Raw genomic sequence first — 23,679 nt, 5'->3', positions numbered from 1 at the left:
GCCGGGTTTCCGCATGGCACTGAACATTAAAAACCGAGAGACCGAAGCGTTGATCCGCGAACTTGCGGCGCATACCGGTGAATCGATCAGCCTTGCCATGAAGCGGGCGGCTACCGAGCGATTGAACCGTGTGAAAAATAGCGAGGATGCGACGAACAAGCGCCGCGACCTATTGGCTATGGTGTTGTCTTGGCCTGATCCGCCGAAGGGTCTCACCAGGGAACAAATCGACGCGGAAATGTATGACGAATATGGCCTTCCGCGTTGATTATTCTCGATAGTTCGGTTTTGATCGCGATCCTGCTGAAGGAACCTGATTACGAGAACATTATCGACCGGATTTCCACAGCATCGGAGGTCGCGATTTCAACGGCAACGGAACTTGAACTGCATGTCGTCGTCACTCGCAAGGGCATTGAGGCGGGTGTAGAGCGTCTTCAAGCGTTTCTAGAGCGGATTGGTGCAATGAGCGTTCCGTTCACGTCGGAACAGCTCGAATTGGCGAAGGCTGCCTTCGACCGTTTTGGCCGGACGCGTCATCCGGCGAAACTGAACTTTGGTGATTGCTTTTCCTACGCGCTTGCGCGTGAATTAAATGCACCACTGCTGTTTGTGGGCGACGATTTCTCGCAGACTGATATTCGATCTGCGATGGTCAGAACCTGACCGCAGTTGGCTCTGCTTCTATGTGAGCTTTACCGAAACGCCGGTTCGTCGAAGGCCCTCAGCTTGCGGCTGTGCAGCTTTGGACCGAAATCGCGCAGCGCATCGACGGCGGCGATGCCGATGTCGATATGTTCGCGGACGGCGCGTTCGTAAAAGCGGTTGGCCTGACCGGGAAGTTTGAGTTCACCATGCAGCGGCTTGTCGCTGACGCACAGGAGCGTGCCGTAGGGGACGCGGTAGCGGTAACCCTGCGCGGCGATGGTCGCCGATTCCATGTCGATGCCGACGGCTCTTGATTGCGAGAAACGCAGTGCGGATTCCGAATAGCGCAATTCCCAGTTTCGGTCGTCGGTGGTGACGATCGTTCCGGTGCGCATGCGCCGTTTCAGCGCCTCCGGCTCCTCACCGCTGATCTGTTCGGCGGCGCTCCAGAAGGCCTGCTGCACCTCGGCGATGGGCGGGATGGGGATCTCGGGCGGCAGCACCGGGTCCAGCACATGGTCGTCGCGCAGATAGGCATGGGCCAGAACATAATCGCCGATGCGCTGACTATCGCGCAGCCCGCCGCAATGGCCGATCATCAGCCATGCCTCTGGCCTCAGCACCGCCAGATGGTCGGTGATGGTTTTCGCATTGGAAGGGCCGACGCCGATATTGACGATGCTGATTCCCGTGCCGTTCTCCGCCACAAGATGATAGGCGGGCATTTGCGATTTTCGCGCCGCGGTCATGTCGGGCAGATTGGCCGGGTCCGCGGTTTCGGGTGTCAGCCGCATGCCGCCGGGTCCGGACAGCAGGGAATAGCGCCCGCCCGCCTTCAGCTGGCCCGCGCCCCAGCGGACGAATTCCTCGACATATCTCTGATAATTGGTGAACAGCAGATAGCGCTGCACATGTTCGACCGGCGTACCGGTGTAATGCTGGAGCCGGGCCAGACTGAAATCGGTGCGCAGCGCGTCGAACAATGCCAGCGGACTGTGGCCGCTGCGCTGCGCATCCCATGTGCCGTCCGCCACTTCATCGCCGATATGCGCAAGTTCCGTGGTTGGAAACCAGCGCGCGATATCGGCGGTCGTGACGCTGCCCGCATCCAGATCGCTGCCATCGATGACGTAGGGAAACGGAATTTCCTGCCGACTCAACGCGGCGGTGGGCGTAACACCGTATTTTTCCATCAGAATGGACAGCTGCGCCTCAAGATATTTGCGGAAGAGCGCGGGGCGGGTGACCGTGGACGCGAACAGGCCTGCGCTCGATAGGCGCCCGAAGGAACGGAGCGCGCTCGTGGCCTGCGGCTCCGCACCATTATATTCGATGCGGATTTCCGGATAGGCAAAGCCGCCATCGGCGCGCAGCACCGGATCGGGCCGCGCTCCGGTACGGATAAATTCCCGCAGGGCACTGCGAAGCCGTTCGGTGCTGGCGCGATATGCGTCCTCCAGCTGGTTGACGATCTCCGCAGCCGTGACGCCCAAGGGTTAAAGCTGCCCGAGCATGTGCTCAGCGCTCGAGACGCGAAAATCGCCCGGCGCTTCGACGTTGAGTTCGGCGACAGTGCCATCCCTGACGATCATCGAAAAGCGCTGCGAACGCTGCCCCATGCCGAAGCCGGAAGCATCGAGCGTCAGGCCGAGCGCCTTGGTGAAATCGCCATTGCCATCAGCTAGCATCGTGACCTTACCGTCCGCATCCGCGCTTTTCCCCCATGCATCCATGACGAATGTGTCATTGACGGACATGCAGGCGATCTCGTCGACGCCCTTGGCCTTCATATCATCCGATTTTTCAATGAAACCGGGCAGATGCTTGGCACTGCACGTCGGTGTGAAGGCACCGGGAACGGCGAAGAATGCCACCGTGCGGTCCTTGAAATATTCGTCTGTGGCGACGGGACGCGGGCCGTCAGCGGTCATCTGCGTCAGCTGTGCACTGGGAACCTTGTCGCCTACGGATACGGCCATGATGATGATCTCCTGCTTGTCTGATCGGTGGGTCCTGTTTCCCTGCTAGCGGCACCGTTTCACCTTGGCGAGCGCAGATCAGTGCTTATGTTGACCAAATGACCGATCAACCTCCTTTCCTCTCCGGCCAGCTGCTTCTGTCCATGCCCGGCATGGGCGATGATCGTTTCGATCGTGCCGTCATCGCCATGTGCGCGCATGATGACGAATCCGCGCTCGGCATTGTCGTGAACCATATTCGCGGCGATGTGGACGCCCGCGGGCTGATGGACCAGCTCGATATCGACCATTCCGAAATGGACGACGCGCCCGTCTATTCGGGCGGACCTGTGGAGCCTGCACGCGGCTTCGTGGTGCATTCCACGGACTATGAGGGCCAGGGCACATTGAATGTCGCGAACCGCTGGTCACTGACCGCGACGCTGGATATCCTGCGCGACATCGGCGCGGGCAAGGGTCCGAAACACTGGCTGATCGCGCTGGGCTATACCGGCTGGGGCGAGGGGCAGCTGGAAGGGGAGCTGACCCGCCACGGCTGGATGAATGTGCCGGGTGAGCAGGAGATTATCTTCGATACGCCGGTCGAGACGCGCTGGCCCAGAGCCTTTGAGGTTGCGGGTATCGACGTATCGCTGCTGTCCGCCACCAGCGGGCGCGCCTGATCCGCAGCTGCCACGCGGTCATATAAAGCAGTCTTTATATTTGCCCTTGGCCGTGATGATCCTTATGTGGCGAGTGTAGAAAACCCCCCACATGAAGGAGCCCCGACGTGGCTAATGATTCGATTATTGCTGACATTTCGCTCGCTGAATATGGCCGCCGCGAGCTCGACATCGCCGAAACCGAAATGCCGGGCCTGATGGCCACGCGTGAAGAATATGGCGCGGCAAAGCCGCTGAAGGGCGCGCGCATTGCGGGCTGCCTGCACATGACGATCCAGACGGCGGCGCTGATCGAGACGCTGACGGCGCTGGGCGCCGAAGTGCGCTGGGCATCGTGCAATATCTATTCGACACAGGATCATGCCGCCGCCGCCATCGCTGCGACGGGCGTGCCGGTCTTTGCCAAGAAAGGCGAAACGCTGGCGGAATATTGGGAATATGTCGACCATATTTTCCAGTGGGAGGGCGAGCCCTGCAACCTGATCCTGGATGATGGCGGCGACGCGACGATGTATGTCATCTGGGGTGCCCGCATCGAAGCTGGCGAAGACATGCCCGCGCCGACGAATGAAGAAGAGGAGGAAATGCAGAAGGTGCTGAAGAAGCGCCTGGCCGCATCGCCCGGATTCTTCACCAGGCTGCGCGACAATATCAAGGGTGTGTCCGAAGAGACGACAACGGGCGTGCTGCGCCTTTACGGTCTGGCGAAAGAAGGCAAGCTGCCCTTTCCCGCGATCAACGTGAATGACAGCGTCACCAAGTCGAAGTTCGACAATAAATATGGCTGCAAGGAATCGCTGGTCGATGGCATTCGCCGCGGCACGGACGTGATGATGGCCGGCAAGCTGGCCGTCGTCGCGGGTTACGGCGACGTCGGCAAGGGCTCGGCAGCATCGCTGCGCGGTGCCGGTGCGCGCGTGATGGTCACTGAAATCGACCCGATCTGCGCGCTGCAGGCCGCCATGGACGGCTTTGCCGTAACGACGATGGAGGAAGCCGCTCCCGTCGCCGACATCTTCGTCACGACGACGGGCAATAAGGACGTCATCACCATCGAGCATATGCGCGCGATGAAGGATATGGCGATCGTTGGGAATATCGGTCACTTCGACAATGAGATTCAGGTCGGCGCGCTGAAGAATCTGGAGACGATCGAGGTGAAGCCGCAGGTCGACATGTATACGTTCCCCGATGGCCACCGCATATTGCTGCTTTCACAGGGCCGCCTGCTGAACCTGGGCAACGCGACGGGTCATCCAAGCTTCGTGATGTCGGCGAGCTTCACCAATCAGGTGCTGGCGCAGATCGAGCTCTGGACGAAGTCCGACGAATATAAGAACCAGGTCTACGTGCTGCCGAAGCATCTGGATGAGAAGGTCGCGCGCCTGCACCTTGAAAAGCTGAACGTGAAGCTGAGCACGCTGACCGAGGAACAGGCCAGCTATATCGGCGTCCCGCTTGAGGGGCCGTTCAAGGCGGACGAGTATCGCTACTAGCCGCGCCTGCGGAACTTGCTGGCCCCCGTTCACGGCGAAAATTGCCGAAGGGCACAATCTGGCTGCTGCAAAAGCCGTGATTGGTCCTTTGGCGGGTGCGAGATGAACGAGGCTTAAGTCTCGCCTGTGATAAAAAAAGGGGCGGTGCGTGTCGATGCGCACCGCCCCTTTTTGTCGCTCTCCGATCAGTAGGTCAGCGTGGCGCCGATGAAGAAGCTGCGACCGATCGGGTCATAGGTACCCGGATAGGTGTTGCCGCTATTTTCCGCCGTGCCGCCATAGTCATTGCCGACAACGGGCGGTGACTTGTCGAACAAATTATTAACGCCTGCGCGGAATTCGATCTGGTCCGCCACGCGGAAGCGCGAGGTCAGGTCGAAATAATCGAACGATCCGATCTTTGGTACGACGAAGTCGCTGGCATCCGCAACGCCGAACGCAACATTATCATTGGTGAGGCTGCCAATGTGCTGCCAGCGCAGCTGAACGGTGAAGTCGCCGGTCGTGAAGGCGGTTGTCTGCGTCCAGCGCCATTTCGGGTCCGGGCGCAGGCAGGTCGTGCCGACCAGGCCCTCGCATTCATTGACCGGCAGCAGGTCCGCGAATTGCAGATCCGTACGCAGCTGCCGTGTCAGATTCACGCCAAGGTCGATCGTGCCGACATCGCCGATATCGATGCCATATCGGGCCGAGACATCGATACCGCGCGAACGCAGGAAACCGATGTTGCGGACACGAACGTCAACGCCGGTCTCTGTCCCGCCGATCAGGCGGCCGTTCAGCGGGTTGCGGTCAATCAGGCTACAGAAAGCACCGCTCGCATCCTGCTCGATCAGGTAGCACGCATCGAGCACCGACTGCTCCGGCACCTGCAGGATCGCATCGTTCACCGTGATGTCGAAATAATCGACCGTCGCCGTGAAGTCCGGCAGGAATGTGGGTGTCAGCACGACACCAACTGTCCAGGTATTCGACTTTTCAGGAACGATATTGGCGGTGCCGCCAACGAAATTGTTGATCTGGCCAGATATCGGCCCGCCAACCGAACCGAGATTTTCCGCCGGTACACCGGTTGCCAGGCAGAGCGCGGTCAACGTCGCATTGCCGATGGGATTGCTACCCTGACAGGGGTCGAAATTGGCATCGCCGGTCGACGGTGTCCGCGGTTCGCCGATCTCGTTCAGGTTCGGCGCGCGCACGGCCCGCTGGAACGCGGCCCGGAACCGCAGATCTGAAACGGGGCTCCATTCCGCGCCAATTTTGTAGGACCAGTTGGAAAAGCTGTTGCTGACGCCCAGCGTTGTCACCTCATTCTGATAGTCGGAGTAGCGGACGCCGCCTTCGATCGACAGGCTTTCGAAGAACGGGCGGTCTTCCAGAATGGGAATGTTGATCTCGCCGTAGACTTCCTTGACGTCGTAATTCGCATTGACGGGTGTCGAGGAGCCGAAGCCGATGCTGTTGCCCTGAGCGAGATTGTCGTCAGGGATCGCCTCATAATCTTCCTTGCGATACTCCGCACCGACCACGAACGCACCCGGCGTCTCGGAGATCGCGAAGGGGAGGTCGCCGGAAAGGAAGCCGCCGACCACGAATTGCGAGGTCTTATTGTCTTCCCGCAGATCAAGGCGGATGAAATCGCCCGCCGCCGCCGACAGGTTGCCGGGGCCGAAAATATTGGCGGGCACACAGCTATTGGAGGCATCACGGCAAACGGGGCCGCCGCCATCGTCGACAACGAGGATAGCCTGCTGCGCCTCGTTGAAGGAAACGTCATTCAGAAACTGCTGAGAGCGGTCGGTTTCGGCATATTGCGCGAAGACCTCCCATTTGAGGTTGCTGCCAAATTTGCCGCGCAGGCCGCCGACACCCTGCCATGCGGCGTTGGAATATACTGAATCGCGCGTGCCGAGTTCGGTCAGACGGCGGCCATAGCCAAACGTGATCGAGTCATCGCCGGGCGTCGTATCCTGCGCCGCGAAGATGCTGCGCGCCTGATCGCTGATGAACGGATTTGTCTCGTAATTGAGCTCGAACGGGAAAAAGAATGTCCCCGTCGGCGCGATGATCGTTCGGACCTCGCTCTCCGCATAGGAAAACCGGCCGAATGCCTCCAGCGAGTCGGAGAATTCGTACTTGGCGACGGCGGTCGCGGTGTATTTTTCATGCGGCGCCTGCAGCAGGTTGAACGGGTTGAAGTTGAAGCGCGCCGGGTCGACCGCGTCGGCGATGAGGTCGCCATTCGCATTGAACTGGAAGCCATCGCCAAGATCGACAAAGCCGTTTGGTGTGGTGGCGCTGCCGCCGGGCCCGAAATCCTCCGCCGCCAGCGCGAACAGCGAGAATTCACGGTCACCCTGAAACAGGGCCTCCTGCTTCGCATAGCCGCCGTTGACAGTGATGTTGCCGCGCCCGCCCGCGAAATTCAGGCCGCCGGTCAAGGACAGCGTGTAGGATTGGGAATCGCCCTTCTCACTGATGCTCATCAGGCCTTCGGCTTCCAGCCCCTCGAAATCGTCGCGCAGGATGAAGTTGACGACGCCGGAAATGGCGTCGGAGCCATACACCGCCGACGCACCGCCGGTGACGACCTCGACGCGCTCGACAAGGGCAGGCGGGATCATGTTCAGATCGACGATACCGTCGCCGTCATAGGGCACGAAGCGCTTGCCATCGACAAGCACAAGCGTCCGCTCCTCGCCAAGATTGCGAAGGTCGACGGTCGCCGCGCCTTCATTGCCATTGTTCGTATTGCTGCCGATCGCCGTGACGGCCTGCGGAATGTCGCGCAGATATTCCTCGACACCGACAGCGCCGGACAGCTTGATGGCCTCGTTGGAGACCACGGTAACAGGGCTCGACAGCTCCAGATCGTTACGCTGGATACGCGATCCGGTGACAATGATGACGTCATCATTGGGAGTGCTGGCAGACTGCGCAGCGGCGGTTTCCGCGCTGTCCTGTGCGAAGGCGGGGAGCGCCAAGCCAAGCGCCGCAATGATTGCCGTGGAGGTGTGGAGGTGACGGAACTGCAATTTTGTCATTATCTTAGCCTTTGATGGTCGTTCAGGGTCGCCGAGCAAAAGCGGCACCCCGGCGCGACCAGGCCAAATGACATGCGTCGGCTGGAGGCACTTGTCCTCAGCGTTCACGTCAGATGCAAAGCTGTAGAATTACCTGCCAGGCGTGTAAAGAAGTCAGCACGAATATGTGTGTTTTGAGCTGAACTCGTGATAAAAAAGTCACGAAATTCGGCAGGCCAGAAGTTGTTTCGTTTGCGTATGCGAAACAATATCCGTGCGGCTTACTCTCGTCTTTATGATCGCATCATGCCATGAAGCTGGATGCATTCATTCACGTCAGCGCGTCAGCCTCGTGGCAAGCTTATGGGGCAATTTGCATATTACAGATTGCCCCATGATTTCGCCGGATGATGTCCGGCTTTTAGAATTTAAACGACGTCCGTACGCCGATCCGGCGCGGCGGTGCGACGAATGTGCCGTAGGTCCGCACATAGACCGGGTCGCCGTTGATATCGCTCACCGACTTGTCGAAAGCTGGCGTCCCGCGAACGCCTGTTTCGATATACTCGTTGAATAGATTATCGACATAGGCAGATACGGACAGGCCGTTCGCCATCTTTAAGCCAAGCGACGCCTGGTGCTGGTCGAAACCAGGCAGCGTCAGGGAGGCGCCGCGTTCACCGGTCCGTGTCGCAACGTCTGACTGTGCGTAGACGCCGTAGCTGAGTGTCGCGTTCAGATTGTCGCCAACGGGGAATTTATAGTCGACAAAAAGGCTGCCCTGATGCTTGGGGCTACCCGGCAGACGGTCGCCTGCAAAGCCATCGGAAAAGCCGTTGTCAAACGGAGTATTGCCCGTCAGCACGGGAATGATGTTCGGCGAATCCTCGGTCAGTTTCGGATCCGTGTAGGAATAGGTGCCGCGGATCGACAGGCCCTCAACGAGTTCCAGCACAGCCGACAGCTCGGCGCCCCTGGTTTCGGCGCCATTGCCGTTGATCGTGATCGGCGACTGGCCGTTTAACGTTGCCGATGCAATCTGCGGGTCAGACCAGTCTATATAATAGATCGCCCCGTTCAGGGTCAGGCGACGGTCGAAGAACTGCGTTTTGAAACCAAGCTCATAGTTAAGCGTCTCGTCCGGCCCGAACGCGATTTCATTCGGTAACGCGCAGATGATCTGATTGTCGGGCAAGGGGTTCGGGCACGCGGCCGTGCCGTTCGAATTGCCGATCCGGTAACCCTGACTGACAGTCGCATAGATCAGCACGTCCGGATTGATTTCATAGGACGTGTTGAACTTGAACAGGAAGCCATTGTCTTTCTGGCCGCCGGGCTCAAAGTCGAAGACGATGGATTCCGGGTCGCGCCCGTTGAACACCGTTTCGAAGACCGGCAGATCGACGGCGGCAGCGGTCGTCAGGCTATAGTCGTAGTAACGCCCACCGACGGTCACCTGCCAGGCATCGGTCAGCTGGTAGGAAAACTCACCAAAGGCCGCGAGTTCCGTCAGGCGTGAGCGGAATGGCGCGATATATTCGATCGAGTCGGGACGCAATTGTACACCGCCGAACTCATCCACGGCAAACTGGTCGTAGCCCGGCGTGAATTCGGTGCTGACATTGTCCTGCTTGCGCTCGTTGAAAAAGCCGCCGACGATGAAGGAGAACGGACCGTCGAACGCCGACACCAGACGCAGTTCCTGCGTCAGTGTCTCTTCCTCGCTCACTTCACGGGTGAATGCCGTGAATTCGGGGAACTGCTCATAGCTGTATTCAAGCCCGATCAGAAGATCGGTCTGGTCGCGATTGCCGTCATCATCGAACGTGCTGTAACCGGTGGCGGACACAAGGTTTGCGAAGCCAAGGTCCAGCTCAAGCTCCAGCGAAACGAGCTGTGTCGTTCGCTCATTGGGTTCCGGAACGCGAAGGGCGGACTCATATTTGCCGATCTCAACCGGGTAATTTGACAGGCGCCGCTGCGAGAATTGACGGCCACCCGTCTCGTCCTTCTGGAAGTGATAGGTGAGCGTGGCGTCAAGCGCATCCACGGGGTTCAGGCGCAGCGCCACCCTGCCGCTGATGACCTTTTCGAAATTCACGTCACTGAGGGGACGGAGATTTGCGCCGAAGGCCGCCGCATCCGCAGGGTTGGCGTCGGGATTCGAAACGCCGACTTCCTGCACCGCGAAGGGATAATCGATGAATCCCTGATCTTCGAGATAGTCAACCGAGGCGCGAAGGGCGAGATTGTCGGTAAGAGGTACGTTAACCGTCCCCCCGACGTCAAAACTGATGCCGCCGCCCGAAGCGTAATCATAGGCATCGCCGCGCACTTCACCCGAAACGCCATCGAAGTCCGGACGCGCTGGAATATACCGGATCGCGCCGCCAAGTGTGCCTGCACCGTAAAGCGTACCCTGCGGGCCGATCAGGAATTCCACACGTTCAATATCATTGATACGAAGGTCTATGTAGAGCGGGATCTCGCCGACATAAGTGGCGACCGTGCCGCCGCCGTCATTATTGCCGTCGAACGAACCGAGACCGGTCGCGTTCAGGCCGCGAAAGACGATCGGCGTGCCAGAGCGGCTGCCCTGATCAACCACGTAGACGCCGGGAATGGCGCGTGCGACTTCGCGCAGATTATCAAGGCGGCGCTCTTCCAGCTGAACCCCGCCAATCGCCGATATGTTGATGGGGACGTCCTGAACCGTACTGGCGCGGCGGGTCGCCGTCACGACGATCACGTCGCTGTCGGTGGCCTCCTGCCCAGCTTCGCCTACATCCTGTGCGTGAGCGGAAAAAGCAATTGCGCTTGCGGCGAGCAGGAAAGTCGCCTTGGATGCCAGACCGGTACAGGACATGCTCTCACTCCTATGTAATTTAACGCGCCAAAAGTGCCGCATCCGTTATAAAAGGCAAAAGAAAACGACTTCGTTATGACACAATCGCCACTTGCTGTTGCAAAAGCGCAACTGTCCGCCGGGCAGCTCAAGGCGGCATATGACGGTGCGCTGCAACAACTTGCGCATGACCGGCAGGATGGCGGTGCCTGGGGCGTTATGGCGCTTGTGGCGCTGGAAGGCGGCAATGCGGCGAAGGCCGTTGAGCTATCGGCCAAAGCGCTGGAACTTGGTGATCAAGATCCGCGCACACTGATGGGGAGGGGGCGTGCCCTGCTATCTGTCGGCGAGCGGAGAGAGGCGCGGCAGGTGGCCGAGCGGCTTTCTGAATTGTCTTTGGAAGACCCGCTGGACCTCGACACGGTCGGCGTGCTGTTTGTCCGGACAGGCCGCACAGATCGCGCCCTTCCCTACTTCAGGCGCGCCGTGAACGCAGAGCCGGGGAATGCGCAGTTCGTCTATAATCTGGCGACCGGCCTGCAATTTGCGGGCGCGCTGACGGAGGCGCGCATTGTCTTTACCGATCTGCTGGCGCGTCATCCCGACTTCCATCGCGCTCGTCTTGCGCTTGTCCAACTGGAATCGCCGTCTGCCGACAAACTTGTATCGCTTGAGGCCCGGTTTTCAGAAACCAGAGGCGCGGACGCAAAATTGCTGATCGGGCATGCGGCGGCGAATGTGGCGGAGCGACTGGGCGATATAGAGCAGGCTTATTCGTGGCTGATATCGGCCAAAGCGGAAAAGCGATCCGTCACCAGCTATGATGCGGCCTGGGTCGACCGCCTGTTCGCCGCGAGTCTGGCACGCGCGCACCGGATGCAGGACGGGATTGCCCGCCAGCGTGTGGCGGACATAAATCCCGCTCCGCTGTTCGTCGTCGGCATGCCGCGTTCGGGCACCACGCTGACCGACAGGATCCTGTCCAGTCATGACAGCATCATGTCTGCCGGGGAACTGAGCGATGTCGCCCTCATCGCGAAACGCCTGTCCGGCCTTCCGGGCGCTTATGCGCTGACGCCCGAAAGCCTCGCGGCCGAAGTCGACGCCGCGGCGATGGCAGCCGGATATCGGCGCGTCGTCATGGATTTCGCCGCCGACAAGGGCAACGATCTTGTCGTCGATAAGATGCCGCTGAACTTCTTCTACGTCCCGCACATTCTGGCCGCCCTGCCGGAAGCGCGCATCATCATGGTGCGCCGCGATCCACGCGACGTGGTCATCGCGAACTACCGCCAGCTCTTCGCGACTGAGTTCGGCTATTATGACTATTCGTACGATGTGGACTGGACGGCACATTTCGTATCCAGGTTCAACGATCTGGCGGATGCGTATCGCGGGCTGTTCGCTGGACCGCGCTATCAAGAGGTCAAATATGAGGACCTGGTCAGCGATCAGGAGGCGGAAAGTCGGAAGCTGATTGAATTTGCCGGAAAAAACTGGGATCCGGAGGTGCTTAATTTTCATCGGAACAGTGCGCCGGTATCGACCGCGAGTTCCGTGCAGGTGCGCTCGCCCATTCACACACGATCGGTGGGACGCTGGAAGGACTATCAAGCCGTCGGCGCTGACGTCGAAGCGGCGCTGGCGCGGCATGAGACATGCAACTGAAACCACCAAATGGTCTGGGCGGGGACTTCACCTGATCTGTGATTGGCCAAGATGCCTGCGCCCTGCAGGATGGGCGGTCGCCGGCGGAGGCAAGATGTCACCGGAGGAGCTGGCGGTGGTCATGACGTCGTCATGTTTCTTTGGGCCGGTATCTGATGCGGGGGCCCTGGCGAATGAACGGCGAAGCGCGAAGGGGGCTGGCGGATTCATTTGGCCCGGTCTGGACGATGGCGGATTCACATGGCGCGGGGCAGGCGCTAAGGTCCGCGGCGTGTTCGGGTTTATTCTCCTTCGGCTTATCGTGATGCAGTCCCCGGCGCGGCGCACATTTCTGGTCCTGTTCGCGCTAAGCCTTGGTCTGCCATCCGCTGCGCGCGCGCAGGAATCGGGACCGGTTTTGCTGCCCACGACCGCGGCTCTGATCGTAGCGGCGGCATGGCTGCTTCTGGCGGTATGGGCGGTCATTCGTTCGGTGCGGGTGCGGGCGCAGGCGGAAACCGCGCAGGCGTGGGGTCTCAGGCTGCGCGGGCTGCTGGAAACCGTGCCCGGCGCCTATCTGATCGTTGGCGATGAGGGCCGTGTCACCATGTCGGACGCGCTCAGGGCGTGGCTGGGTCTGGACCACCGCGCCGTCACGCTGTCCGAGCTTGCTCCTGATGGTGATGTGGGACTGAATGGTGAGGGCTTCACCAATCTTGAAACGGCGGTTGCGGCCGCTGCGGTATCGGGCGTGCCCTTCCGCATCGACGTGATGACGAACGATGGCCGCCGTCATCTGAGTGCCAGCGGCAGCGCGGCGCCGCCGGAGGTTGCCGGTGATCGCGGCGTTGTCGTCTGGTTTGTCGATATGACCGACATCCGGCATGAGCAGGCCAGGATAGAGACGCGCCGCGCGGACGAGATTGCCCGCTCCGAGGCCGCAAGGCGCATGATCGCCGCGGCGCCGGTGCCGGTCTGGCGCCGCGGCACCGACCTGTCGCTGATCGAGGTCAATGAATATTATGCAAAAGCGGTGGAGGCGGAAAGCCCGGCGGCGGCCGTCGCGGCGCAGGCCGAGCTGTTGACGGGAAGCCTGACCATGGCCCCGCGTGCCGGCGCGCGGGCCGCACTGGCGGCGGGCGAGTTGCAGGTCCGCGAGGAAACCACGGTCATCGGGGGCGCGCGCAGACGTCTGCGGGTCATAGAGATACCGCTGCCTTCGGGCGAAGTGGCCGGGTTTGCGCTTGATATTTCCGATCGTGATGAAGCGCGCGATGAGCGTGACCGTTATGCCAAGGCGCAGTCCGATACCGTGGCCCGGCTGTCCGCCGGTGTGGCGCGGTTCAATGCCGAGCGGAACCTGGAAAGTGTCAATCAGGCGTTTCAGCGGCTGTTCCAGGTGAGTGAGGAAATGCTGGCGCAGCAGCCGGAATTCGGACGCGTGCTCGAGCATATGCGCGAGGCACGCCGCCTGCCGGAACAGCGTGATTTTCCGGCATGGATGGCGGCACGGCGAGGCTGGTTCCTGTCGACCGATCCCGGCATTGAGGAAACCTGGGTCTTGCCCGACAATATGGTCCTTCGCGTGCTGGCGCAGCCGACGCCCGATGGCGGTCTGATGCTGATTTTCGAGGATCAGTCGGAACGCCTGCGTCTGGCATCGTCGCGTGAACAGCTGGTGAGGGTGCAGGATGCCACGCTGCAGAATCTGCAGGAGGCTGTCGCGGTTTTCGGCGTGTCGGGACGCCTGCAATTTCATAACCGGGCATTTCGTGAACTGTGGGACATTCCGCTGGCAGGGCTGGAAGGCAATCCGGCTGTCGACGCGCTGTTCACGACAGCCCGTGTCGGTATCCGGGGCAACGATGTCGTCGACATCATGCGGTCGCTGATCAACGCTTCGACCGACGGCCGGTCCGAGCGCGAAGGGCGGCTGCTGCTCGACAATGATCGCTTCCTGAGATTTTCCGCCGTGCCCCTGCCCGATGGCAATGCGCTGTTCACCTTTATCGACGTTACCGACGCCGAACGCATCGAAACGGCACTGCGAGACCGTAACGAGGCGCTGGAAGCCGCCGACATGGCGAAAAGCCGGTTCGTCGAGAACATGTCCTACGAATTGCGCACGCCGCTCACCGCGATTGCCGGATTTGGCGAAATGCTTGAATTGGGCATCGCCGGACCACTGAACGGGAAGCAGGCCGATTATGTCGGATCGATCCGCACCAGTGCCGACCGCCTGCGCGTGATGATCAACGGCATCATAGATCTTGCCGTCAGCGACGCCGACGGGCTTTCGCTGGACAGTGAGGATGTCGACGTTCAGGCGCTTATTGAAAGTGTCGCCGACATGTCGAAGGGAAGCGCGAAGGACCGGGGTCTGGCGTTCACCATCGACATTGACGCTGATCTTGGCACCGTGCCGGGCGATGCCGTTCGGCTGAAGCAGGCGCTGTATAATCTCGTATCGAACGCGGTCCGCTTCACACCGGAGGGCGGCCGTGTCGCGGTGACGGCGTCGGGCGACCTCGAATGGATCACGATCGCTGTCGTGGATAACGGGATCGGCATTCCCAAAGAGGAACAGGATGCGGTTTTCGAGCGGTTTTACAAGGCGGCCAATGCCGGGGCCAGCCAGGGTGTAGGGCTTGGTCTGTCGCTGGTTCGCGAGATCGTCGACCTGCATAACGGTACGCTGGAGCTCGATTCTGCGCCGGGTGAGGGCACGGCGGTGCGCATGTGCCTGCCGCGGCGGCCAGTCAGCCAGCTTGATGATGGTCCGCGGATGCTGGACCTGTAATGCAATTCGCGGACGAGGGCGCGCAGCAGGCGTTCGGCGTACGCCTGGGCGCGTGTCTGCAGGCGGGCGACATCGTCGCGCTGTCAGGCCCCCTGGGCGCGGGGAAAACGGTGCTGGCGCGCGGTATGCTGCGCGGTGCCGGCCATGCGGGCGAAGTGCCCAGCCCGACATTCACGCTGGTGCAGCCCTATGAGGGGCCGGGAATGCGTTTGCCCGTGTGGCACAGCGATCTATACCGCCTGGGTGACGCGGAGGAGATACTGCCGCTCGCGCTTGATGATGTGCTTGAGGACGGCGCACTGATTGTCGAATGGCCGGAACGCGGCGGCACCTTGCTGCCCGGGCCCGCCCTGAAACTGACGCTGGACGGTACCGGGGATGCGGTTCGCATATTGACAGCGCAGGTGCCCGAGAGTTGGGAGCGCCGATGGGCCAGACTGTAAATCTGCCGGACGCCGCACCGCGCTTTCTCGCCGCAGAGGGCTGGGAGGGCGCGGACATTTCCGAATTCAGTGCCGACGCGGCGTTCCGGCGCTATTTCCGCCTGCGCAAGGGCGATAGGTCGGCGATCCTGATGCATGCGCCCGATCCATCGGAGCGTTCTGAATGGTTCGTCGAACTGGCGCTGGAAATCCGCCGGCGCGGGATGAGCGGACCCGCCATTCATGCCTATGACCTCAGCGTGGGTCTCATTCTGCTGGAAGACCTTGGAACGCATCAGTATTTCCAATATCTGAAGACGGCGTCACAAGCGGCGGAGCGCGAACTATATCTTATGGCGACGGACGTACTGGTCGCGCTCCACGCCGATCCCATGCCCGCCCGTCTCGGGGACGTCATCATCGACGATTATGGTACCGAACGTATGATCAAGGAGGCGGAGCTGCTGCTCGACTGGCACTGGCCAGAACTGATGGAGGGGTCTGCCAGCGACGATGTGCGGTCGTCCTACCGGGCTGTATGGCAGGCCGTCCTGCCCGCCGGTCTGTATGACGCGGATCGCATGGTCCAGCTCGACTATCACGCGCCCAACCTGATGTGGCTGCCGGAGCGGGAGGGCCCCCGGCGCGTCGGCATTCTGGATTTTCAGGACGCCATGCGCGGGCCTTCCGCGTACGATCTGGTGTCGCTATTGCAGGATGCGCGCCGGGACGTCCCGCAGGATGTGCAGATGGAGATGCTGGCGCGATACCTCGCTGGCCGCGACGTCGACGAAGCGGCGTTCCGGACAAGCTATGCCGTCATGGGCGCGCAGCGGGCCGCCCGCATTCTGGGCGTATTCGTGCGGCTCTGGCGGCGCGATGCGAAACCGGGCTATCTGAACCATCTGCCGCGACTCTGGGGGCAGTTGGACCAAAATCTTTCGCAAGCGGGACTTGAGCCGCTGGCGGACTGGTTTGGAAATCACCTTCCCGCCAGTGTGCGGCGAACCTTTAAGGATCACAAATGACGCTGAGTAAACCCCTATCGCTAAGGCCAGGCGTGAAAGCGGATGTGCCGGAGGCGGCCATGGTCCTTGCCGCGGGCATGGGGCGGCGCATGCGGCCCCTGACGGCGACCCGGCCAAAGCCGCTGATCACCGTACGCGGGCGGGCTCTGATCGACTATGCGCTGGAGAATCTGGCGCGCGCCGGGGTGAAGCGCGCGGTGGTCAATACGCATTATCTGGCGGATCAGGTCGAGGCGCATGTGAAGCGGCGGGATCACGGGCTAGATATCAGCCTGTCCGATGAACGGGCGGAGCTGCTGGAAACCGGCGGCGGCTGCAAAAAGGCGCTGCCGTTGATCGGCGCCGACACATTCTATGTTATGAACAGCGACAATATCGTCGTCGACGGTCCGATGGATACGCTGCGCCTGCTGGCGGAGCGCTGGGATCCCGGCATTATGGACGCGCTTCTGCTTCTGGTGCCATTGGCGCGCGCGACCGGCTATTCCGGCAATGGCGATTTCCGCATGAGCGGCACCGGCGCGCTGCTGCGGCAGTCCGGCACCAGATTGGCGCCGTTCATCTATTCAGGCACGCAGATCGTGAAGCGCGAGCTGTTCGAGGACACGCCGGACGGGCCGTTCAGTTTCAACCTGATCTGGGACCGGTTGATCGAGAGCGGACGGCTATATGGCATGGCGCATCTTGGCGGGTGGTATCATGTGGGCACGCCCGCCGCGATCACGGCGACGGAAACCCTGCTTGCCAGTGAATAGCGGCGCCTGAAGATGGCGACCCGCCGCCTCTACACGATCGCGCCGCATCAGGCCTTCGCGGATCGGCTGGCGGCCACTTTGCTAAGCGGATATCCGTTCGCGCGCGGCGATGAGCTGTCGCTGGCGAGAACGCTCGTGCTGCTGCCCAACAGGCGCTCGGCGCGGGCGGTGCAGGACGCGTTCGTGCGGGCGTCGGAAGGGGCGCTGCTGCTGCCGCGGCTCGCGGTTCTGGGCGACCTTGATGATGAGCTGATGCCGGGGCTGCCCGCGGGCGCGGACGCGCTGGCGGGCCCGCCGCAGATTGGTGAGCTGGAACGGACCTTGCGGCTGATGCCGCTGGTCGAGGCATGGCAGCGGAAAACGGGGCAGACGCGCGCCAAGGTCGAGACGCTGCGCTATGCCGAGGCGCTGGGGCGAACGCTCGACCTGATGCAATTATATGAAGTCGGCACCGACCGGCTGACGGAGGCCGTGGAGGCGGACATGGCCGTGCACTGGCGCTCGACGGCGACATTCCTGAATATCGTGCGCGAGGCATGGCCGGAAGTATTGAAAACGCTTGGCAAGTCCGACCGGGTTGCCGAGCGGCAGGCCTTGCTGATGCGGCTCGCGGTGCGCTGGCGCGATGCGCCGCCGCCCCATCCCGTGATCGCTGCCGGTATCGCCAATGCCGATCCCGTGGCGGCGGCGCTGCTTGGCACGATCGCGCAGATGCCACGCGGCGCGGTCGTCCTGCCGGGCCTCGATCAGGACATGGATGAAGCGGCATGGGACGCGCTGTCCGCCGCCTCGACGCACCCGCAGGCTCCTTTAGCGGCCTTGCTAAGGGACATGTCCGCGTCACGCGCAGACGTGCGCCCATGGCCCGGGGATGCCGCCGCCGCCGGCGGTCAGGCGCGGACCGATATGCTCGCACATGCCCTTGCCGCTCCAAGAGAAACCGCACATTGGCGTGACACGCCGCCGCCGGCGCAGGGCGCCCAGGGCATGCGCGCGGTTGCTGTACGTTCCCCTGCGGAGGAGGCGCGGGCGATTGCGCTGGCGATGCGCGAAGCGCTCGAGGTGCCAGGGCGGACGGCGGCGCTGGTGACGCCTGATCGTGATCTCGCCCGGCGCGTGGCGGCGCAGATGCGGCGCTGGGGTGTCGAGGTCGATGACAGTGCCGGTACGCCCCTGTCGCTGACGCCGCCCGGCGCGCTGCTGGGCCTGCTGCTGGAGGCGGCGAAGAGCGGCTTTGCGCCGGTCCCGCTGCTCGCCGTGCTGAAGCATCCGCTGGTGGGGCCGGGCGAGGACCGCGCGAGGTGGCTGCGCAATGTGCGCCACCTCGACCTGGCGCTGCGCGGCGTCCGGCCTGCGCGCGGATTGCAGGCCGTGGGAAACCGTCTGCGGCGGGAATTGCCCGGCACCGCGGACGTGGACGGCGTCACCGGGTGGTGGAAGGCGGCGGCGGCGGCGCTGCGGCCCCTGGCGGAAATTTTCCGGCAGCGTGTCACCGGTGACCTGGCCGCTGTCGCGGGAAAGCTGCGCGAGGTCATCGCGGCGCTTTCGGACGAGCGTTTCTGGGATGGCCCCTCCGGACGGGCGGCGAGCGAATTGCTGTCGGAACTGGAACGATATGGCGGGGTGACCGACCGCATGCCCACCGCCGACCTGCCTGCGCTGATGAGCGCGCTGGCGGGATCGGTGCCCGTGCGTCCGCTTTACGGCCGCCATCCGCGACTGGCGATCTACGGCCTGCTGGAGGCCCGGTTACAGCGCGCGGACCTGATGATCCTGGGCGGTCTGAACGAAGGTGTCTGGCCGCCAGCCGATCATTTCGATCCGTGGCTGCCACCGGGTGTGCGGCGCGCTCTTGGCCTGCCGCCAACGGATCGCACGCTGGCCTTGTCCGCGCATGATTTCGTGGCGGCGAGCGGGGCGCCCGAAGTGCTGCTAACGCGCGCCGCGCGGGATGCCAGCGCGCCGACCGTCGCATCGCGCTACTGGTTGCGACTACAGGCGTTTCTGGGTGCGGACCTGCCGCACGACGATGTCCTGGCAGCGCTGGCGGCGGATATGGATGGGGAGGAGCCGCGCGCCGAGATCCGGCGGCCCGCGCCAGCTCCGCCGCACGCCGACCGCCGCCGGGCGATCAGCGTGACACAGGTCGAAACCTTGCGTGCCGATCCTTATCAGTTCTACGCCCGTTACATGCTGCGCCTGTCGCGGCTCGATCCGCTGGGCGCATCGCCCGAGGCCAGCGAGCGCGGTGTGATCGTGCATGATTTGATGGAGAAGCTGCACAGGGAAGGGACGCTGCAGGACGTCGCCGCGCGCGAAGCGGCCATTGACGCAGCCCTGTCGGGTTACTCCGATCACATTCTGCTGCGTGTCCTGTGGAAGCCGCGCGTCATGCGCATGCTCGACTGGGCCGCCGCGCAGGTCGCCGAATATGAACTTGGCGGCTGGCACGTCGCGTCCGTTGAGCGGAAAGGTCATCTGGATGTGGACGGCGTGAAGCTGACCGGCAAGGCGGACGTCATCTTCCAGAAGGGTGCGACACTGGCGGTCGTCGACTATAAGACCGGCGCGCCGCCGCAGCAGAACCGCATTGCCGAGGGTTATGCCGACCAGCTGGCCTTGCTGAGCTGGCTGGCGCGGTCGGGCAGGCTGGGCACTGAAAGCCTGCCCGTCGCCATGGTGGCCTATTGGCGGCTGTCGGGCGGACGCACCGAAGGCACGATCACATCGAGCGAGACAAGCTACCGCAAGGTCTGGAAAGAGCTTGAGATGTGGTTCGATGACGCCGAAGCCCGCTTCCGCGAGACGGCCGCGATGTACCTGACCGGCGACGCGCCGTTCACCGCCCGTCTGAAGCCTGAATTCGCGCCGTTCAACGACTATGCGCAGCTTGCCCGCGTACAGGAATGGGAGGGGCGCTGATGTCCGCCCGGACGCAAGCCCTGCATCCCCTGCGCGATGAACAGATGCGTGCGGTCGATCCGTGGGTACATGCGTGGGTGTCGGCATCGGCGGGCACGGGCAAGACGCAGGTGCTCACCGCGCGGGTACTGCGTCTGCTGGTGGAGGGGGCGACGCCGGACGGGATCATGGCGCTGACCTTCACAAAGGCCGCTGCGGCGGAGATGCAATCGCGTATTCTGGACGTGCTTGCGCGCTGGGTGCGCGCGGATGACGCAGCGCTGTCCAACGATCTGCGGGCGATCGGCGCGCGTGATGACGCCGACACGCTATCGCGGGCGCGGACGCTGTTCGCCGGGGCGCTGGAGGTGAAAGGGGGCTTTCGCGTGCAGACGCTGCACGCCTTTGCGGCGTCGCTTCTGGCTGCGTTTCCCATCGAAGCCGGCGTGGTTCCCGGATTCGCGACGCTGGAGGACCGCTCGGGCGCGCAGCTGCGCGCGGACGTCCTGGAGGACGTCGCGGCCGACGCCGAGGACCGCCATGACGAGGCTTTCCTCGGCGATCTCGCCACGCTTGCCGTGCGCTATGGCGACGCCGGTGCGGCCAGCATCGTGGCTGACCTGCTGCGCGTGCGCAGGGACCTGATGCAGCTGCCCGCCGAGACGTTGCAACAGGAAGTGCGGCGGCGGCTGGACCTGCCGGCGACCGGCGCGGCGGCGGACCTGCTGCGCGCGGAGATGGCGAAAATGCCCGGTCTGATGACGGCCGCGGAAGATTACGCTGCCGCGCTGAATTCATGGGATACGCCGACGGGCCGCAAGCGGCTGGACCTGCTGAGCGCGTTCCTGCTGGCGAATGCCGACGCGCGGCACGAGGCACTCGCGCAGCTTTATGGGTCCTGCCTGACCGGCGGCGGCGCGGGCGCTGCGTTCAAGCCGGTCGCGAAACTGGCGGGCACCGATGAGCGGATGGCCGACCTTGCGATCCGGCTTCGTGATGTTGAGCGGCTTATCGAACTTGCGGACATCGCCGAATTCCACCTGTCCGTCGGCCAGCGCATCGCGCGCCGCTATGAAGCCGCAAAGGGGCATTTGGGAGCGCTTGATTTCGACGATCTGATCGCGCGGGCCGCGGCGCTGTTGTCGGGAATTGAAACCAGCTGGGTGCTCTACAAGCTGGATCAGCGCATCGACCATGTTCTGGTCGATGAGGGGCAGGATACGAATGCCGACCAGTGGAAGATCGTCGATGCGCTGACCGAGGAGTTCTTTTCCGGCGTCGGCACGCGCGACCCGGACGATGAGGGGCCGCGCACCAAATTTGCGGTCGGAGACTATAAGCAGGCCATTTTCGGCTTTCAGGGAACCAATCCGGAAGAATTTCTGGCGGCGCGGACGCGCACGGAGGCGCAGGTCGAGGATGCGGGGCAAAGCTTCGTAAATGTCGAACTCGCCACCAGTTTCCGGTCGGTGCAGGCCGTACTGACGGTTGTGGACAAGGTGCTGGAAACGCTTGGCCCCGAGGCCATCGGACTGAACGAACTGCCGCGCCCGCATGAGGCGTTCCGCGGCGCTGCCGGGGCCGTTACATTATGGCCGCGTCTGACGGATGCGGACGGAAATATACCGGATGAATATGCCGATTATCCGGAGCGGGCACTGGCGCAGCGGATCGCGCGGGAGGTGAAAGGCTGGCTGACCGGCGGCATTGATGGCGCGCCGCTATGGCTGCCGTCCAAGGATCGTTCCGCGCGGGCGCAGGACATATTGATACTGGTCAGGAACCGCGGCGATCTGGTGCCGGAACTGGTGGCCGCGCTGCATGCCGCGAATGTGAACGTGGCGGGCGCGGACCGGCTGCGGCTGACGCAGCCGCTGGTGGTGCAGGACTGTCTGTCACTGGTGAAGTTCGCGCTGCAGCCGGACGATGATCTGTCATTGGCTGAGTTGCTCGTGTCACCCTTCCTGGGCTGGACGCAGGATCAGCTTTACGATGTCGCGCACAAGCGGGGACAGGCCGTATCGCTATGGTCGGCGCTGCGGGATCGTCAGGATGAGCGCGCGGTCGGTGCCGTGCGCTGGCTGGAGCAGGTGCTCGCCATGGCGGATTTCTCGACGCCCTATGCGTTTCTAGAGGAGGTGATGTCGGGACCGGAACACCGGGGGCGGGCGCGACTGCTGGCGCGGCTGGGCCCCGAAGCGCGCGATCCTCTGGAAGAACTGCTCAGTCAGGCGCTTGCCTATGAGCGTATCGAGGTGCCCTCGCTGCAGGGGTTTCTCGAATGGATGTCGGCGGCGGACGACATCGATATCAAGCGCGACCCAGATGCACCGTCCGATGCGGTCCGGATCATGACGGTGCACGGCGCGAAGGGCCTGCAGGCGCCGATCGTCATCATGGCGGACGCGGCGAGGGCACATGCGGGCACGCACAGGCTGGATCATCTGATGCTGGAAGGAGTCTCCGCGGGCGACCCAAGGCTCCCGCTATATGGCGTCTCCAAATCGACATTGCCGGAACTGTTACAGCCGCTTTACGAGAAGCGGGAAGAGGAAGATTCGCAGGAGAATCTACGGCTGCTCTACGTGGCGATGACACGGGCGGAGGATTATCTTTACGCAGGCGGGCTTCCGGCTGCGCGCAGCGCTGTGCAGACCTGGTACGACGTCATGCACCAGGCGATGCTGTCGCTGGAGACCGAGGAGGTGGCGAGCGATATCTGGGCGGCTCCGGCACTGCGCCATAAAAGCGGTGCGCGCGCACGGATGCGGGATGCCGCAGACGCCGTGCCATCGCCGCGCCCGGCGCTGCCCGACTGGGCACGGCGTCCCGCACCGCCAGAGGCGAAGCCGCCGCGCCCGCTCGCGCCCTCGGCACCGGAAGACGATAGTGGTCTGCCGCCACCGGGGCCGCAACTGGAGGCGGCCAGCCTGCGCGGGCGGCTGATGCACAGCCTGTTCGAAAGGCTCCCCGCGCTTCCCGGGATGGACCGGGCGGAGGCCGCGCGGCAATGGCTGGCGCGCCGGGGCAGCATGCTTGCCGAACATGGCCTCGACCAGGAGCGGCTCGCCGCAGAAGTGATGGCCGTGCTGGAGAACCCGGCGCATGCGCAGCTGTTTACCGAAGGCGCATTGCGGGAAGCCCCCATTTCCGCGATTGTCGATGAGCGGGTGATCTCGGGCACGATCGATACGCTGCTCGTCGAGCCGGACCGGGTGCGTGTGGTGGACTTCAAGACCGACCGCAGGGTACCGCGTGAGCCGGCCGACATTCCTCGTCGTCATGCGGCGCAGATGGCGCGCTATGCCGCTGCCCTTGAACGTATATTCCCTGGCCGCAAGATCGAGGCGGGGCTGCTCTACACGGCCGGGCCGGTACTGCACTGGCTGGCCGATGACATCGCGCGGCCATGACGGACGATTGCATGGTGACGGACCGCCGCCTCGTAAATATGTTGAGTGCTGGATAGAAAC

At 62.8% G+C, this 23,679-nt stretch carries 15 protein-coding genes; 11 read left to right on the top strand and 4 right to left on the bottom strand.

Annotated elements, in window-relative coordinates; genetic code table 11:
* The first annotated feature begins 13 nt into the window (after window positions 1-13).
* Together KCG44_RS01735 and KCG44_RS01730 are read left to right on the top strand one after the other, a co-directional pair.
* Window positions 14-268 carry a type II toxin-antitoxin system VapB family antitoxin gene (locus KCG44_RS01735; RefSeq protein WP_218443827.1) on the top strand — a complete coding sequence of 85 codons (255 nt, stop codon included), beginning with the start codon at window positions 14-16 and terminating at the stop codon, window positions 266-268.
* Window positions 265-666: a type II toxin-antitoxin system VapC family toxin gene (locus KCG44_RS01730; protein WP_218443826.1), complete on the top strand. Its 402-nt coding sequence runs from the start codon at window positions 265-267 to the stop codon at window positions 664-666. Before KCG44_RS01735 ends, KCG44_RS01730 begins: the two co-directional genes overlap by 4 nt.
* 29 nt (window positions 667-695) lie before the next feature.
* Here the strand turns inward: KCG44_RS01730 and KCG44_RS01725 are convergent, their stop codons facing one another.
* Together KCG44_RS01725 and KCG44_RS01720 are read right to left on the bottom strand one after the other, a co-directional pair.
* Complete coding sequence (locus KCG44_RS01725) at window positions 696-2,141, bottom strand: AMP nucleosidase (protein ID WP_218443824.1); 1,446 nt, start codon at window positions 2,139-2,141, stop codon at window positions 696-698.
* A gap of 3 nt (window positions 2,142-2,144) precedes the next feature.
* Entirely contained in the window at window positions 2,145-2,627 is a 483-nt protein-coding gene (locus KCG44_RS01720) for a peroxiredoxin (RefSeq protein ID WP_218443822.1), read from the bottom strand.
* 98 nt (window positions 2,628-2,725) lie between these two features.
* On the opposite strand from KCG44_RS01720, the gene KCG44_RS01715 reads away from it, so the two are divergent.
* Window positions 2,726-3,289, top strand: a complete 564-nt coding sequence (locus tag KCG44_RS01715) for a YqgE/AlgH family protein (protein WP_218443821.1) — start codon at window positions 2,726-2,728, stop codon at window positions 3,287-3,289.
* Window positions 3,290-3,396: 107 nt separating this feature from the next.
* Window positions 3,397-4,785, top strand: coding sequence for an adenosylhomocysteinase (gene ahcY, locus KCG44_RS01710; protein WP_218443820.1), 1,389 nt, complete (start codon window positions 3,397-3,399; stop codon window positions 4,783-4,785).
* 185 nt (window positions 4,786-4,970) lie between these two features.
* Here the strand turns inward: ahcY and KCG44_RS01705 are convergent, their stop codons facing one another.
* Window positions 4,971-7,829, bottom strand: a complete 2,859-nt coding sequence (locus tag KCG44_RS01705; protein ID WP_218443818.1) for a TonB-dependent receptor plug domain-containing protein — start codon at window positions 7,827-7,829, stop codon at window positions 4,971-4,973.
* A 400-nt stretch (window positions 7,830-8,229) separates the two neighbouring features.
* Window positions 8,230-10,674 (bottom strand): TonB-dependent receptor, encoded by a 2,445-nt coding sequence (locus KCG44_RS01700; protein WP_218443817.1) that lies wholly within the window; start codon window positions 10,672-10,674, stop codon window positions 8,230-8,232.
* 75 nt (window positions 10,675-10,749) lie between these two features.
* Here KCG44_RS01700 and KCG44_RS01695 point away from each other — a divergent pair, with 75 nt between their 5' ends.
* From KCG44_RS01695 to addA, 7 genes are all read left to right on the top strand, one after another.
* Window positions 10,750-12,321, top strand: coding sequence for a tetratricopeptide repeat-containing sulfotransferase family protein (locus KCG44_RS01695; protein WP_218443815.1), 1,572 nt, complete (start codon window positions 10,750-10,752; stop codon window positions 12,319-12,321).
* Between the two features lie 271 nt (window positions 12,322-12,592).
* Window positions 12,593-15,100, top strand: a complete 2,508-nt coding sequence (locus tag KCG44_RS01690; RefSeq protein ID WP_218443813.1) for a sensor histidine kinase — start codon at window positions 12,593-12,595, stop codon at window positions 15,098-15,100.
* On the top strand, window positions 15,100-15,543 hold the full coding sequence (gene tsaE / locus KCG44_RS01685; RefSeq protein WP_218443811.1) for a tRNA (adenosine(37)-N6)-threonylcarbamoyltransferase complex ATPase subunit type 1 TsaE: 444 nt from the start codon (window positions 15,100-15,102) through the stop codon (window positions 15,541-15,543). The genes KCG44_RS01690 and tsaE overlap by 1 nt, the downstream gene beginning before the upstream one ends.
* Window positions 15,528-16,550 carry an aminoglycoside phosphotransferase family protein gene (locus tag KCG44_RS01680; protein WP_218443809.1) on the top strand — a complete coding sequence of 341 codons (1,023 nt, stop codon included), beginning with the start codon at window positions 15,528-15,530 and terminating at the stop codon, window positions 16,548-16,550. Before tsaE ends, KCG44_RS01680 begins: the two co-directional genes overlap by 16 nt.
* Window positions 16,547-17,305, top strand: coding sequence for a nucleotidyltransferase family protein (locus KCG44_RS01675; RefSeq protein WP_218443807.1), 759 nt, complete (start codon window positions 16,547-16,549; stop codon window positions 17,303-17,305). The genes KCG44_RS01680 and KCG44_RS01675 overlap by 4 nt, the downstream gene beginning before the upstream one ends.
* A gap of 12 nt (window positions 17,306-17,317) precedes the next feature.
* The gene (gene addB, locus KCG44_RS01670) at window positions 17,318-20,227 is read left to right on the top strand and encodes a double-strand break repair protein AddB (protein WP_218443806.1); all 2,910 of its coding nucleotides are present in this window, start codon (window positions 17,318-17,320) and stop codon (window positions 20,225-20,227) included.
* On the top strand, window positions 20,227-23,619 hold the full coding sequence (addA, locus tag KCG44_RS01665; RefSeq protein ID WP_218443805.1) for a double-strand break repair helicase AddA: 3,393 nt from the start codon (window positions 20,227-20,229) through the stop codon (window positions 23,617-23,619). The genes addB and addA overlap by 1 nt, the downstream gene beginning before the upstream one ends.
* The last annotated feature ends 60 nt before the right edge of the window (window positions 23,620-23,679 follow it).

It is taken from the genome of Pacificimonas pallii (assembly GCF_019204005.1).
GTDB classification, from domain to species: Bacteria; Pseudomonadota; Alphaproteobacteria; order Sphingomonadales; family Sphingomonadaceae; genus Pacificimonas; species Pacificimonas pallii.
This window is presented reverse-complemented; position numbering and strand designations above follow the sequence as displayed.